Source organism: Micromonospora sp. BQ11 (assembly GCF_052068135.1).
Classification (GTDB): domain Bacteria; phylum Actinomycetota; class Actinomycetes; order Mycobacteriales; family Micromonosporaceae; genus Micromonospora.
In genome coordinates this window covers 230,386-244,415 of the sequence record NZ_JBQHDB010000008.1, presented here as the reverse complement: position 1 = coordinate 244,415, position 14,030 = coordinate 230,386, and the positions used below count along the sequence as shown (strand labels likewise).

At 70.3% G+C, this 14,030-nt stretch carries 14 protein-coding genes and 1 pseudogene; 2 read left to right on the top strand and 13 right to left on the bottom strand.

What is annotated here, in order from left to right; genetic code table 11:
- Positions 1-2: 2 nt before the first annotated feature.
- From ACTMSW_RS19180 to ACTMSW_RS19145, 8 genes are all read right to left on the bottom strand, one after another.
- Positions 3-731, bottom strand: a complete 729-nt coding sequence (locus tag ACTMSW_RS19180) for a hypothetical protein (RefSeq protein ID WP_441181991.1) — start codon at positions 729-731, stop codon at positions 3-5.
- A 98-nt stretch (positions 732-829) separates the two neighbouring features.
- Positions 830-1,519 (bottom strand): hypothetical protein, encoded by a 690-nt coding sequence (locus tag ACTMSW_RS19175; RefSeq protein WP_441181990.1) that lies wholly within the window; start codon positions 1,517-1,519, stop codon positions 830-832.
- Positions 1,520-1,831: 312 nt separating this feature from the next.
- Entirely contained in the window at positions 1,832-2,686 is an 855-nt protein-coding gene (locus ACTMSW_RS19170; protein WP_441181989.1) for a replication-relaxation family protein, read from the bottom strand.
- 203 nt (positions 2,687-2,889) lie between these two features.
- Positions 2,890-5,355, bottom strand: a complete 2,466-nt coding sequence (locus ACTMSW_RS19165) for a type IV secretory system conjugative DNA transfer family protein (RefSeq protein ID WP_441181988.1) — start codon at positions 5,353-5,355, stop codon at positions 2,890-2,892.
- Positions 5,352-7,100, bottom strand: coding sequence for a VirB4 family type IV secretion system protein (locus tag ACTMSW_RS19160; protein ID WP_441181987.1), 1,749 nt, complete (start codon positions 7,098-7,100; stop codon positions 5,352-5,354). The genes ACTMSW_RS19165 and ACTMSW_RS19160 overlap by 4 nt, the downstream gene beginning before the upstream one ends.
- Complete coding sequence (locus tag ACTMSW_RS19155) at positions 7,097-7,987, bottom strand: PrgI family protein (protein WP_441181986.1); 891 nt, start codon at positions 7,985-7,987, stop codon at positions 7,097-7,099. The genes ACTMSW_RS19160 and ACTMSW_RS19155 overlap by 4 nt, the downstream gene beginning before the upstream one ends.
- On the bottom strand, positions 7,984-8,886 hold the full coding sequence (locus tag ACTMSW_RS19150) for a conjugal transfer protein TrbL family protein (protein WP_441181985.1): 903 nt from the start codon (positions 8,884-8,886) through the stop codon (positions 7,984-7,986). The genes ACTMSW_RS19155 and ACTMSW_RS19150 overlap by 4 nt, the downstream gene beginning before the upstream one ends.
- Before the next feature lie 29 nt (positions 8,887-8,915).
- Positions 8,916-9,209: a pilin gene (locus ACTMSW_RS19145; protein ID WP_441181984.1), complete on the bottom strand. Its 294-nt coding sequence runs from the start codon at positions 9,207-9,209 to the stop codon at positions 8,916-8,918.
- A 392-nt stretch (positions 9,210-9,601) separates the two neighbouring features.
- On the opposite strand from ACTMSW_RS19145, the pseudogene ACTMSW_RS19140 reads away from it, so the two are divergent.
- Together ACTMSW_RS19140 and ACTMSW_RS19135 are read left to right on the top strand one after the other, a co-directional pair.
- A pseudogene (locus ACTMSW_RS19140) lies at positions 9,602-9,808 on the top strand (alpha-hydroxy-acid oxidizing protein); the annotation flags it as partial.
- 32 nt (positions 9,809-9,840) lie between these two features.
- Positions 9,841-10,056, top strand: coding sequence for an alpha-hydroxy-acid oxidizing protein (locus ACTMSW_RS19135; protein WP_441182038.1), 216 nt, complete (start codon positions 9,841-9,843; stop codon positions 10,054-10,056).
- Between the two features lie 3 nt (positions 10,057-10,059).
- Here the strand turns inward: ACTMSW_RS19135 and ACTMSW_RS19130 are convergent, their stop codons facing one another.
- The 5 genes from ACTMSW_RS19130 to ACTMSW_RS19110 are packed head-to-tail and all read right to left on the bottom strand — an operon-like array spanning position 10,060 to position 14,023.
- The gene (locus tag ACTMSW_RS19130) at positions 10,060-10,587 is read right to left on the bottom strand and encodes a hypothetical protein (protein ID WP_441181983.1); all 528 of its coding nucleotides are present in this window, start codon (positions 10,585-10,587) and stop codon (positions 10,060-10,062) included.
- Positions 10,584-11,069, bottom strand: a complete 486-nt coding sequence (locus ACTMSW_RS19125) for a hypothetical protein (RefSeq protein ID WP_441181982.1) — start codon at positions 11,067-11,069, stop codon at positions 10,584-10,586. Before ACTMSW_RS19125 ends, ACTMSW_RS19130 begins: the two co-directional genes overlap by 4 nt.
- Positions 11,066-11,824, bottom strand: a complete 759-nt coding sequence (locus ACTMSW_RS19120; RefSeq protein ID WP_441181981.1) for a class I SAM-dependent methyltransferase — start codon at positions 11,822-11,824, stop codon at positions 11,066-11,068. The genes ACTMSW_RS19125 and ACTMSW_RS19120 overlap by 4 nt, the downstream gene beginning before the upstream one ends.
- Complete coding sequence (locus ACTMSW_RS19115) at positions 11,817-12,821, bottom strand: ATP-grasp domain-containing protein (protein ID WP_441181980.1); 1,005 nt, start codon at positions 12,819-12,821, stop codon at positions 11,817-11,819. Before ACTMSW_RS19115 ends, ACTMSW_RS19120 begins: the two co-directional genes overlap by 8 nt.
- Entirely contained in the window at positions 12,812-14,023 is a 1,212-nt protein-coding gene (locus tag ACTMSW_RS19110) for an aminotransferase class I/II-fold pyridoxal phosphate-dependent enzyme (RefSeq protein WP_441181979.1), read from the bottom strand. Before ACTMSW_RS19110 ends, ACTMSW_RS19115 begins: the two co-directional genes overlap by 10 nt.
- Between the last annotated feature and the right edge of the window lie 7 nt (positions 14,024-14,030).

The following is a 14,030-nucleotide window of genomic DNA, read 5'->3' as shown; positions in this document are numbered from 1 at the left end:
CGTCAGCTGGTGAGGTGGGCGAGTTCGGCGGGGTCGAGTTGGTTCGGGGTGCGGTTGCGCCAGGTGTCGGAGTGGCGCAGGTGCCACCAGCGCATCAGCGACCGGCAGGCTGCGGTGAGGTCGCCGCACGCGGGCAGCGAATACACCGTGGCCAGTGGTGCCTGATGGGACCGGGTGATGTAGGCGGTGGGCGTCCACCCGCGATCGGTCTCGGTGACCTCGCCGACGACGCGATCCGGATAGGGGATGTCGAACGCGCCAGCGGCCTCGGCGTCGGGCACCACTAGCCAGGTGTGCGGGTCGTTGCGCCGCAGCGTCGCCACGCCGCGCGACGGGTCGCAGCGCCGCAGGAGCAGGTACCGTTCGTCGTCGTCGGCGATTGGCCGGTGGTTGCGCCAGGCGTGGTAGCAGGTGACGAGCGCGGCCCCGAGGACGTGGTGCCGTTCGCGGGCGACCAGCGCCTCGGTGAGCGTTTGCGGATAGCTGGCGAGGTGCAGGTCGGCGCGGGCGGCTATCCCTTGCCGGGCGGTCGCGGCGAGCACACCCACTCGGGCGAGGGCCTGGTCGAGGTTGGTGGTGCTGTCGATGAAGTCGATGGCGGTCTTGTGCAGGATGCGGGCGAGGTCGCCAAGTGGGCCGGGGGTGGCGGTGTCGTGGCGCCACAGGTGCTCAGGCAGGACGTCATTGGTGTCGGCGGCAATGCGCCGCAGCGCGGGATCCGTCAGAAACACCGGGGAGTCTCCTTCGTGGGCGAGATGTGTGGGCATGGCGAGGACCGGTCGCAGTGGGGCTGCGACCGGTCCTCGGGTGTTTCAGGCGGTAGGGGGAGCTAGGCGATGGCGACCGCGCACAGCCGTGCGCTGGAGCGCAGGCCGCGCAGGTAGGCGCAGGCTTCGTTGAGGAAGCGGAATCGGTCGGCGACGGAGTCACTGGCCGGGGTGAGCAGCCGGCCGTCGGTGGTGATCAGCGCGTCGCCGATCAGGGCGATGCGCCAGTACAGCCCGACATAGGTGGCTTCGCCGGCCTGGTAGACGGACAGCTCGTACGGGTCGAAGTGGTGGGCGAGCATCGCTAGGAGCCGGGGCTGTTGCTCGAAGCGGCGGCGGGCCTCGGCGACGCTGACCTTGGCCGGGTCGGCGTGGTGCTGGGCGAGGTAGTCCTCGAACGGGCGGGCCGGACGGGTCGTCGCGGCGATGTGGGTGTTCCAGGCACGCCAGCGCAGCGCGGCGTGGTGGGCGGCCTTGGCGGCGGTGCCGGTCAGGTCGAGGCGACCCTTGCGTCCTCCAGCGGCCACAGTGACCGCCCCGAAGCGGCGGGCGGCGTCGAGCAGGTAGTAGCCGAGGAAGCGGGTCAGCCAGCCGATGAGCCTTTGGTGGCGGACGTGGTAGCGGCGGGCGGGGGTGCCGTTGGCGTGCAGAAGGTCGTTGACCTTCTCGGAGGCGGCGAACCAGTCGGCGTCCTCGCCGGGGGCGAAGCAGACGGTGACCACCGAAGCGGTGAGCGGGGTGGGCGTGGGCATGGCGGGGTGCTCCCTTCGCGAAGCAGTGGGCGTGGAGTGGGGATGCGCGGTGGTGCCACCGGGGCGCGGCGTCTGGACCGGGGAAGCTGCCGTGAAGGGCGCGGGGCGGTGATCACGCGCCGACCGAGGGTGGGCTGTGGTGATCTCGCTGGCGCGGGCAGATCCGAGGAGGACCAGACGGGCGGCGGTGCGAGCAGAGAAAGAAGAAGCTGAACCGTAGCGGCTCGACCTGACAGCGGCAGCGTTGTCAGGAACCTCGACCATGCGTGTGAGCTGCGCTGACAGGATCCGCCGTGGGCGTGCCAGGGTCTGTCAGGGCACGAAGACACCGTCGTCGTAGTTGGGGTTGTCCGCCACGGGCTGCCCGTGGTCGCTGGGCAGGTCGGCGAGCCGGACCCGGCTGGTGGCGCCTACCGGGAGCCAGACGGCTTCGGCCGGGTCGGCGTCATGGGTGGCGGTGGCGACCGGGACGTCGCCGTGCTGGCCGCGCAGGAGTTGGTGAAGGTGCTCTTCGCGTTGCTCGCTGCTCAGCCAGAACAGCACCGGGTAGCGGGGGCCGGCGCGGCGAATCAGCTTCGCGTACCGGTCGAGCTTGGTTACCACCCGGCTCCGCAACGGTTCAGTGCCGGCGTCGGCTTCGAGGAAAAGCCCCACCGTGGCGTGGGCGACGCTCCACAGGCCGTGTCCGTCAGCGGTGATGGTGCGGAACTGCTTGGTGGTCATCGTCTCGGACCACCACCGGTCCAGCCGCGCCTCGGGATGCTGGCGGGCGTGCGCGGTGAGCCTTACGAAGAACTCATTGGTGGTGAGCAGGTGTGTCAGGTGCGGGTTGGCCGACAGCCGTTGCACGGTCTGGCGACTCGTCCGAAGGGTGGGCTCGGACCGGTTGTGGGCGGCGGCTTGGAACCGGTGTCCCTGGTGGCCGAGCGTCCAATGCCACGGTTGGCTACCGCCACCGTCGCGGGCGAACCGGAACCGTTCCAGCAGGCCCAGGGCGGCCAGCTCACCGAGCCGGATCTGGCAGGTACGTCGGGCGTGGAACAGCATGCGGTGGATCTGGTCGGTGGTGAGGACCTGGTGGTCGTCGAGGAGTTGCAGCAGCAGGCGGTCACGACTGGTGATGTGGGGATAGATGGTCAGCAGGCCAGATGAGAGCGATTGCGGCATAGGTCAGGTCACCCCTGGAGAGAGTCCCGTAGGGAGTCTGGATAGATCGATCTTGGTGTCGCTGCCTGTGCCGGGTGGCTTACGGCAGGTCAGGGACCTGACAGGCCGGGTGCGGGGGGCTCGTGTGGGGTCTCGTGTCGCGGACACCCCTAAGCGAGCCCTGAACGCCGCACCCAGACGAGGCCCGGAAGGAGCGGCTTTGATCAGCGTTCGCGTTCGGCCATGCGTCGCTTCATCGCCGTGCGGGCGAGCTGCTGCATCGGCGGCTCGTCGCCGGCTGGGGCGTTCGTGGCGGCACATGCTTGCCGGATCGCGGTCGGTGCACCGTCGGCTGGTGCCGGCGGGTTGGTGACGAAGGTGAACGTGGGTAGTTCCCGGTTGCCGACCAGTAGCCGAGCGCAGGCGGTGTAGACGTCGAGGTGGGCGAGGTCGTGCTCGTCGAGCTCCGGTTTGGTGTGCCGCGACAGCTCCCGGGCGTCGGCCGGGTCGACGTTGAAGAACAGCTTCGAGCGGGCGTTGGCCGACACCGCCGCGGCGATGTCCTTCGGTAGCTGCGCCAAGTCCTGGTGCGCCAGGACGAGGCCGAGCCGGAACCCTCGGGCTTCGGCCAGCATGTCCCCGACGCTGCCGGGCAGCGTCAGGAAGTTGTGGCACTCGTCGACGTACAAACTGGCGTCTTTGCGCTGGTCCTCGGGGATTGAAGCGCGGGCGATGGCGGCCTGCCAGACGCGGGCGACGATGAGCGAGCCGAGGATGCGGGTCGTCTCCTCGCCGAGGATGCCCTTGGGCAGCCGGCACAGCAGCACCCCGCCATCGAGGACTGTGCCCATGTCGAACGAGCTGTGCGCGTTGCCGATGACCGACTTCACGAAGTCCCGCAACAGGAAAGCCCGCAGCCGAGCGAGGACGGGGGCGATGACCTGCCCGCGGAACTGCTCGTTGATGCCGTCGTACCAGACCCAGAACCCGCCCAGGCCATCCGGGTCGTCCAAGCCGTGGGTGAACCTGGCCCGGAACTCCTTGTCCTGCAACAGGCTCGGCACGAGGCTCAGCGTCGGCTTGGCGTGGCGCATCAGCGTCAGGCACGCCACCCGCATCGTGTCGTCCATGCGGGGTCCCCACTGACCCTGGAAGATCTTCGCGAAGATGCCCACCAGGTTGTCCACCGCCAGGTGCGGATCGCCCCGGTCGTCGAGGGGGTTGAAGCAGCCGGGATTCTCCTGGTCAGGGTCGATGATGACGATCTTCTTGGCGTACGACTCGGGTAGCCGGTCGAGGATGTCGGTGATCAGGTCCCCGCGCGGGTCGATGACCACCGTCCCGCGTCCGGCCTTGATGTCGCCGAGGATCATGTTCAGCAGCAGGGTGGACTTACCGACGCCGGTCTTGCCGACGACGTGCACGTGCTGCCGGGCGTCGATCACCTTCAGGCCAACGCTGTGGTGGCCGATCTGCGAGCGGCCCAGCACCTTCACCCCACGCCCGCCGGAGGGCACCTGCACCGGTACCGGCACGGCCTTGGCCCGCGCCCGATCCAGGCCCGGCACGGCGAGGTCTTGCGGCAGCGCCGCGAGGGCCGCGAGTTCCGGCACGGTGGCCAAGAACCCCTGCCGCAGCCGGCGTCCGGCGAGGGTGGCGACCGGTTGGAGCATCTTCATGCGCCGCAGCCGGTTCGGGCCGGTGTACGCGGCGGCGGCCGAGGCGATGGTGTGCCCGAGGCCCACGAGGCGTTCGCGGATCTGCGTCGCGCGATCCTTGTCTGGTGGCGTCTTGTCCGGATCGGTGGCGACGGCGAACCGGACCGAGATCTCGAAGTGCGGCACCCGCACCGCCTTGTCGACGACCGTGCGGGCGTCGGCTTTGGCCACGGGGTCCCGCTCGGCCACCCGCCCCGCCGTGACCGGTGTACGCGCCGATCGGAATGCGCCCGGCGTGAACACCTCGAGCAGCCATAGCAGCGGCTCAATGGCCAGCCGCGCCGCCCCCGACACCGCGCGGGCGGCCAGGTCGGGACGTCCGTGCGGGTGGGTGCTGGTGGTTGCCGCCGCCCGCCGGGCGGCGCGGACGCGGCGGGCGGGTGCCGGGCGGGCGAGGATCTGCACGCACGCGTGTTCGCGGTGGCGTACCTCGGCCCCGGCGGCGAGCAGCGCCCGTAGCGGGTCGGTGTCGTGGTCGCTGCGCAGCGGCAGCCCGTCGGGGTGCTGCGGCCAGTGCGCCCCGCCCACCTGGTCGCCCACGTCCGCCGGGATCGGCGCGTCGGCGTCGGCGGTGGTCAGGGTGGCGGCGGGCCATGCCGCGCGGACGGCGGCTTCGACCGCGCCGGGCGGCACCGTGCCCGGCACCCAGATGCGGATGGTCAGGGCGCGGCCGGTCCAGGTGTACTCCCACCCGACGTGCGGGTAGCCGTACACCCTGCGCCGCCACACCGACGGCGTGAGGACACCCATGAGGGTGGTCCAGAACGCGGCGGCGGCATCGGCGGTGACCTCCGGCGGGGCGGCGATGGTCAGCCACCCCGCGCCGGTGGCGAACCGCCGGTGCCGCCAGGCGAGGAGCTGGTCGTGGCCGAACACGGCTGCGACGATCGTGGTGGCGGCGATGACGCCGATCCACGGCCGGGCGATGATCCAGTGGCCGAGGTCGGCGGGCCAGGTCGGGGTGGTCGTCATTCGGCCTCCCCGATGCCCGTGACGGCGATCCTGTGCTCTGCGGCCGATCCGACGCTGCGAAAGGGGATTCGCGATCGGCCCGCGACGAGCAGGCCCTCGCCCTTGGGCGCCGACAGCAGCAGGCGCGACTCGCCGGCGGTCAGGTTGAACGCCTCGCTCACGGCGTCGATGGACTGTGTCGACTGGCGCATCAGCACCTGGGTGGCCGCGTTGGACACCACGGCGAGACCGAGGTCGGTCGACAGCACGTCGGCGGCGTCCTGGGTGATGACGCACAGTCCGGCGGAGCGTTTGCGGGCGGCTTTGGCCATCCGGAACAGGAACCGGCTGCCCTCGCTGTCGCGCATCAGCAGCCAGGCTTCGTCGACCACGACGAGTTGCCGCCGCCGGCGGGCGCCGGTGGGCGGAGTGTCGATGCCCGACCAGATCGAGTCCAGCGCGAGGAGCGTCCCGACGGTGCGCAGCTCGTCGGGCAGGTGCCGCAGCGACCAGATCACGAGGTGCCCGCGCGGGATGGTGGTGGTCGGCCCGTCGAACAGGTTGGCGAAGTTCCCGACTGTCCACGGGGCGAGCCGGGCGGCGAGCTGCCCGGCGGCGGAGTCGTCGTCGGCGGCCAGGGTGTCGGCCAGGTTCCGCAGCAGCGGCGCGGGTGTGGTCCACGTGGCCGGGTCGCCGGTGATCCCGGCCTTGGCGTAGGTGGCGGTGATGGCCCGGTCGAGCGCGGCGCGTTCGGCGGGCGGCGGGGTCGCGCCGAGCATGACCGAGATCAGGGTGTGCAGGTACAGCCCGCGTCGGGTGAGGGTGTCGGGGCGGTTGTCGGCGGGCAGGTCGAACGGGTTGATGCGGACGCTGGGCTGGCCGAGCTGCACGACGGTCCCGCCGACGTGCTCCGCCAGGGGCGCGTACTCGTCCTCGGGGTCGATCACGCTGACCGTCGTGCCCTGGTACAGGTTGCGCAGCACCTCCAGCTTGACGAAGTACGACTTCCCGGCACCGGACCGGGCCAGGACGACCGAGTTGTGGTTGTCCTGCGCCCACCGGTTCCAGACAACGACCCCGTTGCTGGTGGTGTTGACCCCGTACAGCACGCTCTCGGGCGGGCAGACAGTGCCCGGGGCGGGTGCGGCGAGGTCGGCCGAGGCGAGCGGGAACGCCGCCGCGAGGGCGGTGGTGTCGAGGATGCGGCGCATCCGCAGCGGGTCCACCCCGACCGGCAGCGTGGCGATCCAGCCCTGCTGGTGGCGGAACGTCGCCGGTTGCAGGTCCAGCAGGACGCTGGCGGCGGCGGAGCGCACCCCGGCGGTGACGGCGGCAAGCTCGTCGAGGGTGCGGGCGTGGATGGTGAGGTATATGCCGACGTCGAACAGCTTCGCCGCCCCTCGGGCGACCCGGTCGGCGAGGTCGGCGGCGTCGGCCGCTGCCGCCTCGACCATGGGGTCGCTCAGGCGGCCCTGGTCGGCGTCGAGGCGGCGGGAGGATTCGAGGCGGGCGCGTTGGCGCTTGAGCATCGGCGCGGCCAGTTGCGGCGCGACCGGGTCCAGGTGCACGGCGACGTCGACCCGCCCGGGGTAGGACAGCAGCGGATCGAGCCAGGCGGGGCCGACCTCGGCCGGGTAGCCGCACACCGCGTAGGTCGCGGCGTACCCGTCGCCGACCTGCACGTGCCAGGGGGTGACCGACAACGCGGCTGGAGAGGGCATGCCCTCCCCAGCCGCGAGACTCTTCTTGGGCGTCAACAGGTTCATGATGTGCTCCGTCGGGTGATCGGGGCGCCGGGCACCGCACGCGGTCCGGGCACCGGCGGACAGAACGGGTCGACCGCGCCGGCGAGGGCGGAGGCGACGGCCGGCCCGTCCAGGGCAGCGGCGTGGACGCCGAGCCCGGACAGGGCCCGCACCGCGGCATCGGCCGTGTGCTCCCCGCTGACGACGACGAGGACCTGCCGGCGCAGCGGATCGCGTTCGGCGTCGAGGTCGAGCAGGAAGTTGGCGTAGTCGTTGGCGGCGGCCTGCAACGCGGGGTGCGGCAGGCGCGGCGCGTGGTCGACGGTGGCTTGGGCGTAGGCGGTGAGGTCGTGCCGCTGCGCGGCCACGACGATCTGCGCCGGACCGGTCAGGCTGTTGAGGAACCGGCCGAACCCATCGAGCAGCGCGACCTGCTCGCTGCCGGTGCGCAGATGGATGTTCGTGGTGCCGCAGGCGATCAGCACCTTGCCCCGGCCCTCGCTGGTCAGGACGCCGGTCGCGCTGACAGCCGTGACCGGGGAGCGCAGCGGCGCCGGGAGGCTCGGTTCGCCGGCCACGACGGCGACCGCGCTGGCCCGCGCCGTGCCCGGTGTGAGCGTGCGCGGGCTGCGGGTGAGCGTGACAGCGTGCCGCAGCCACACGTCCAAGGGCAGGCCGTCACGGCGGCCGAGCGCCACCACGACCGCGACGGCGAACACGATGACCCCGGCGACGATCCACACCACCGGCGGTAGCAGGTGACCGAAGGCGCGGTAGACGCCGAACCCGGCCAGGCCGGTACCGCCGACGATGGCCAACTGTCGGAACGTCAACCCGAACGCGATGCGATCCGGCTCGTTGACGTTAGCCGGTACCACGGCGCGTGGGGTGGTGTCCTGGCTGCTCATCGTCCACCTCGCATCGCGGTGCGCCCGAAGCGGCCCAGCGGCAAATTTCGGGTGAGGCCCTGGACGAACACCGTGCGCAGCAGGATTCCGCCGATGTTCGGCGAGCCCCGGCCCGGCGTGTAGCGGCGCATCATGCTGGGGATCTTGAGCGTCACCCAGAGCACGACGATGACGAGCATCAGGTTCAACGTGTCCGAGCCGGGCAGCCCGAGCAGGATCGGCAGGTTCTGCTCCGGATCGGTCAGCAGGTTGATGCCGACCGAAAACGCGACCGCCTGCAGCGTGGGTGTGGCTACACACCCCAGCAGGGTGCGCCACCACAGGCCGGCGGCACCCTGCGTCCACGGGGTGGCGTAGCAGGCCAGCGCCACGGGCGCGACCCCGGCCAGGATGACCAACACCGCGACCCGCACGAGCCAACTGCCGACGAGCAGGAACATCAACACGACGATGAGCAGTCCGATGACGGCCACCAGCAGCGCGGCGCTCTCGTCGGCCGTCGCCGAGCGAATGCGGACCGTGGAGAAGTTGATCGCATCGGTGGTCGGCGCGGATGCCCCGACGAGCGACACCGTCAGGGCGTTGGCGATGTCGACGACAGTCGCTGTCAGCGGGACCGCGAACGCGGACAGGACGAATCCGACGACGAGTCGCGGGATCAGTTCCTTGATGCCGTAGCGGGTCTCAACCGAGTCACCGACCATCGTGGTGATGCCAGCGGCGATGATCGCGAGGATGAAGCAGGCGTTGACGACCAGTGCGCTCTTGTCAGTAATCGCTTGCACCTGCGGCAGGACGGTGACGTCCGGCGAGAGGAAGATCGAGGATGTCAGGAAGGCCAACAGGGCGCCGAGAAGGTCGACGACCCTCTCGGCGAGCCAGGCGACCAGGCCGTTCATCAGCCAGATGACCATGCCCGGTAGCCGCCTCAGCCGCCGATGATGCCCTGCAGCACCTGCAGGATCACCGGAGATAGCACCGCGAGGGCGTATCCGATCAGCGCGGACTTGACGTTCCCCTTGGCCTGCTCGACCTGCGCCGGATCACCTCCGGCGGCCATGTACCGCAGACCACCGATGACCAGGAACATCGTCGCGACTAACGCGATGATGCCCATGATCCAGCCAGTGATGCTGGAGATCACCTCGTTGATGCTTTTTGGGGCCGCCACCGGCGGTGCGGCAGCGGCAAGCTCAGACAGAACTGACAGAGTGGGATGCATCGCAGCGCTCCATAGGGACATTGAGGCCGCCGCGGTGGAGACCAGAGCGAAGCTGCATGTGGTCCGGTTGGGGGCGCTCCTCCTCGCGGATGCGAAGGGCTGCGGTGTCAGTACGCCACGCCAGCCACGCCGAACCGTTGGCTCCGCTGCCTGTGGGGTCCCCACCGGGCGGGCATGCCAGGAATGACATGCGCCGCTCAGATCTCGATTGTCAGGCCGATCGAACCCGCTGTACGCCTGTCACGCACTGACGAGACCGGTCAGCGACTCACCGCTGCGGGCACTGGTGCCGCCGGGAACGGTCGAACCGGCTGGTCGGACGTGGAGCGCTCGATGCGTGACGCCTTGTCCCGCGGGTTCTCCACGATTTCGACGATCGCGACCTTGGGGTCATGCTGTTCGGGCAGATACTGCCCACCCCGCTGCTGCTCGTCCTCCGCGCGCACTGGAACGGGCCGATCGTGCTCAAGGGGATTCAACACTCCGACGACACGTTCCTGGCACTGGAAGACAGGGCCGACGAGCTCGTCGTTCCGTACCACGGTGGCCGTCAGGTGGACGGCGCCATCGCGTCGCTCGATGCGCTGCCCGCCGCCGCCGTCGCCTTCGCCGACGCCGCGGCCAAGCGCCGGTGCTATTCGACTCGGGCGTGCGGACCGGTGCCGATATCGTCAAGGCCCTCGCACTGGGCGCCGACGCGTTGCTGTTCGTCCGGCCTGAGGGGTGGGACCTGCTGCAGGGGGATCGACCACGTCATCCGCGTGTTACTCGCGGAGCTGGACATCAGCCTAGCGCTCGTCGGGCGCCGAAGAGTCGCCTCGCCCGATTGCAGGTTGCTGCGCCGTGATGGTCAGGGCGTCAGTTGACGGACCGGCAGCTGACCTGACGTGCGGACCCAGCGCAGACCGTCGATGTCGGTGAAGGTCACGGTCGGCACGACGCCCGAGTCGTCGCGCAGCACGGAGGCGGAGCCGACCTCGGCGTTCACCACCTGGCCGGCGTCGATCCGCTGGATCGTGACCGGCGTGCGGACCCGAGCCCCGTCCAGGCCTGGAACTACGTCGAAGATCGGGCCGTCGCCGTCGTTGGCCACCTCGAGGCCAAGCCGCAAGCCGCTGCCTTCGCGTACGGTCACTGAGACGCGGCGCGCGTGCCGGGCTTCGAGATCGCGGCGCTCCTGGTCGCGCTGGCCCTCCTCGGCACGCCGAAGGCGGATCTCCCGGAGCAGGGCGGTGCCGAGGAAGACTAGGTTCAGCAACGCCCCAATCGCCGCCAGCCAGTCCGGCATGGAACCCCAGTCGATCTTCGGGTTTTTCGTGGGAGTGGTGGCCGCCAGGAGGTCCGTGGCGGCCTGCAGGCCTTGGGCCAACGCGGTCATGTGGGCTCCTTGGCCGGCGGGGTCAAAGACACGATCTGCTGGGCGACGCGGTGAACCGTCTCGGGAAGCCGGAGGTCGGCCGTGACCCGGCGGCACGGGGGAAGGCGACCGGCGTCGGAGTCCAACGCGGAGCCGAGCAGAAAGGGCAGCGTCGTTCCAATGCTCGCCACGACCACCGTGGGCACGCCGCGGGCGAGCGCCACTCCGGCCTCGATCCACACGCTCGACGTCTCGGCGGCGCCGTCGGCTAGGATCACCAGCACGGTCGCGGAGGCCACTTGCTCGACGTTCCGCTCGGCCAGTCGTCGTCCCTCCCCGTCTCTGAACCGGGCAATCGCGACCGGCTCTTCCACCACGACCTCCGGTAGTACCGTCCAGCCGCAGGCGGTCAGTGCCGTACGCAGGCCTTGGGCGACGGCCGCGATGTCCCCGACGTGCCTGGTTCCGGTGACCGGATAGGCGATAAAGGCAGACGGCGTCATGCGGCGACCCCGGTGACCAACAATGTCTCCTCCGGAGGTATCGGTCGCCGTAGCAGGGCGAGGGCGGTCGTGCCTAAGATCATGAACGCCGCGCCCACCACGAACTCGATGGTGGGCACTAGCTGCAAGGAGGGGAAGCCTCGGGCGAGGACGTTCCGGTAGTACCGCCAGTGACCTCGCACCGGGGTAGTCCGTACCTTCTCGACCACGACATCGGTGAACCCGGCATGATCGAGCCAGGCAACCACATCAGCGCGGTCGGGCATCGCTCTCCGCTCGGCCCGTCGCGCCGCCGGAAAATAGCGCAGAAACCTAAAGCTCGAGATCGTCTCCTGCGCGCCGGTCCGGACACACAGGATGCCGCCCGGCCGCAGCACCCGGCGGATGTCGCGGCAGACCGCAGCTGGGTCGGGGCTGTAGTGCAAGACCATCGAGCAGAGGCACGCGTCGAGCGATCCGGTCCGCAATGGGAGGGCGCCCATGTCGGCGTGGACGGCCAGGCTTCCGTCCCCCGGGATCATCTGATGCAGCATGGGCATCGATCGGTCGATGGCGATCACCCGCTCGGCTCGCCACGCCGCGCGAAGGACCGGAACGAAACGGCCGGACCCCGCACCGAGATCCAGCACGTCGGGCCGCACGTCCGTCCCCGCCACGCGGGCCAGGGCGCCGATCCAGACCAGCCGCAGCTCGGGGCTCAGCGCCCGTGCGGTCACGAAGCGGCTCGCGTATCCCGCCACGTCGTAGTTAGTCATGTGATGCCCACTCGTCCGGCCACGGGGCCGATCCGCTCACGTAGTCGCCGATCAGGTGGCGGACGCGCTGCGGGGTGGGTGCGGCGCAGGTGATGCGCGACGTGGCAATCACGTCCTCGCTCAGCAGCGGAACGCCGTCGTACGGGAGCTCCGCCGCGTATCGCGTCGCGGGCGGCCGGGACGGCAGCGCCGCGAGTTGCACCTGGTCGAAGACCCGAACGCCGGTGGCCATGGCGACCAAACGCAGCGTCCCGGAGACGCGCGGATTGACCTCGATGACAGACAGCGCTCCACCGGAGGCGATGAACTCGACCTCGGCGAAGCCCCAAACATCGAGCAGCTCGGCGACCCGCGTCCCCATCCTGGCCAGCTCGCTCGCGAGGTCGCGCCAGCTTGATGGTAGCGGGCACACGCGCAGCCGGCGCCACGGCGGCAGCAGGTCGGTCCGGGTCTCGCCCTTCCACACCGGCGGGAACACGACTATGCGCTGATCCTCGCGGTGGAGCACGACGGAGAATTCGACGCCGTCGACATACGTCTCCCAGTACCGGTCGTCGCCGGGGCCGGCGGTGGTGTGCGCCCAAGTGAGCCCCTGGCTCTGGGTGCCGCTGCGCCGCTTGACCAGCACCGGCGACGCGACCTGTCGTGGCGGTGCGCCGCGGCCCCAACTCGGGGTCGGCACGCCGCTGTCCTCCAACAGGCGTTTGACCATGACCTTGTCGGTAGCCGCTGCGGTCGCCCGGGCAGACTGGCATCGCACCGCCACACCGGCGTCTCGTAGCTGCGCGGCCAGGCGCCGGTCGCGGAGCAGCGTCTCGTGCGACGAGAGAAAATCGACGGTCGCGTCCCCGGCCTCGAGGACCAGGCGAGCGACGTCGACCGCTGGCCGTGCCGGGTCTTCGCCAAGAAAGATCATCCGACCGGCCGAACCGGCGAAGGCCGGATACCACGAGAGCAGGCTCGCTGGCGACACGGCGGCCAGGCGCGTCAGCCCCATAGCGCCGCCCAGTCGGCGTGCCCGATGCTGGCTGCCAGCTGTTCGGCATACGCGCGGTTCCCGCCGTGCAGGAACGCCGCTGGAAAGCTGATCAACCGGTCGTGCAGATCCGTGCTGTGCGGCAGCCCGTCGTCAGCCGCGGCACCGGCCGCGTGCTCGGCGAGCCGGCGCCAGAGAATCCCGCGCTCGTGAACGGGTGAGGCTGCGACCGCCCGCAGCACTCTGTTCAGCGGTCGAGTGGCGGGGGCACGAACGGGCAAACCGGCCGCCACCAGCCCCCGGACAACCTGATCCCGGTGGACCGCTGGGACGTCCCCGGGCAGGCCGTAGACCAGGTCGAAGTGGGTGCGGTTGGCGGTGCCCGGAAGCACGGGAACCGGCAGCAGCCGGCCGGCTAGCGCCTCATCGATCAGGGCGATGTTGGCTAGTTTCGCGGCGGCCAGATCGTCTAGCTGAGCCAGATGGTCCAAGGCCAGCGCGGCCGAAAGCGGACTCATCCGCAGGTTTCCGCCGAGCCCGTACTCGGCCTGGGCCCGCAGCACCGCGACACTCGTGACCGTACGGGCCCGGGGCTTGAAGTGGCCCACGAGCAGGGCGCTGTCCCGCCACGCCGGATCGTCGGTGAGCAGAACTCCGCCATGGCCGCCAGAGACCATTTTTCGGGCGCCAAGGCTGAATACCGCGATGTCGCCGAAGACGCCGACCGGCCGCCCGTCGATGGTCGACGCGTGGGCGTGCGAGCAGTCTGCCACGACCGGCAGGCCGCGGCTGCGGGCCAGCCTCATGATCCGGGGCATATTGACCGGAAACCCGAAGACGTGAGTGACCACGATTGCCCTGGTGCGGTCGGTGATGGCACGCTCGACCGCCGCCGGGCTCATGCCCGTTTCCTTCTGAGTTGTGTCGCAGAGAATGGGCGTCGCGCCGAGCCACAGCAGCGGGGAGACGGTCGACAGGAACGTCAAGTTCGGCACGATCACCTCGTCACCCGGTTCCAGGCCGAGGGCGGCGAAGCCTGCGAACAGGGCGCTGGTGCCGGAGTTGAAGGTGAGGGCAAGGCGACCTTCATGCCGATCGGAGAACGCTTGCTCCAGCTCGAGAACGGAACCACCCCCGCTGTAGTCGAAGACGGTGCCGGCCTGAATGAGACCAGAAATACGCTCTGCCGTCGCCGGAGAGTAGATCGGCCACTCGGAAGTCATCGTCGCT